Here is a 421-nt window from a genome sequence, read left to right on the forward strand (position 1 = left end):
ATCGGTAGGTGAGAAGCCGTGAGGAGAGGGTGTTGTCGTCCGAACAGGTGGGCCTTATCCGACCAAGTAACCTCTACCGGCCCCTCGGAGCATCCCTCAAGATGGCCTGAAGTTCATCGAAGAGTTCCTTCTCGCTCTTCCGAACGCGCTCTCCATCATCTGGCCTTTCCACTGGTTTGAAATGGTCCTCTATTTGTTCAATGCTATCGGCCATCCCCGGCTGTCTTCCGTCCCACTTCTGGTATTCGGAGGTCCCAACCACGAAGCTCCGTGCCGTCACTCGCTCCATCACCATGGCCTGGACGGCTCCCACCGACCGTCTGGCCTTCACCATCGCGTCAATCTCGGCCACCATCGGTTTGTAGACTTCCCAGTCAGCGGTCCAAGCCCGAAGCTGCCCGCGCGCCCAGTATCGGAGCGC

The 421-nt window shown here is 59.1% G+C and carries 1 protein-coding gene; it reads right to left on the bottom strand.

Translation table 11 applies throughout. From position 1 onward, the window contains the following. Window positions 1–73: 73 nt before the first annotated feature. Window positions 74–421: hypothetical protein (locus EN780_RS38000; protein WP_210215152.1), on the bottom strand; the 348-nt coding region annotated here is incomplete at its 5' end.

Origin of the sequence: Mesorhizobium sp. M4B.F.Ca.ET.089.01.1.1 (assembly GCF_004022605.1) — a bacterium.
GTDB classification, from domain to species: domain Bacteria; phylum Pseudomonadota; class Alphaproteobacteria; order Rhizobiales; family Rhizobiaceae; genus Mesorhizobium; species Mesorhizobium abyssinicae.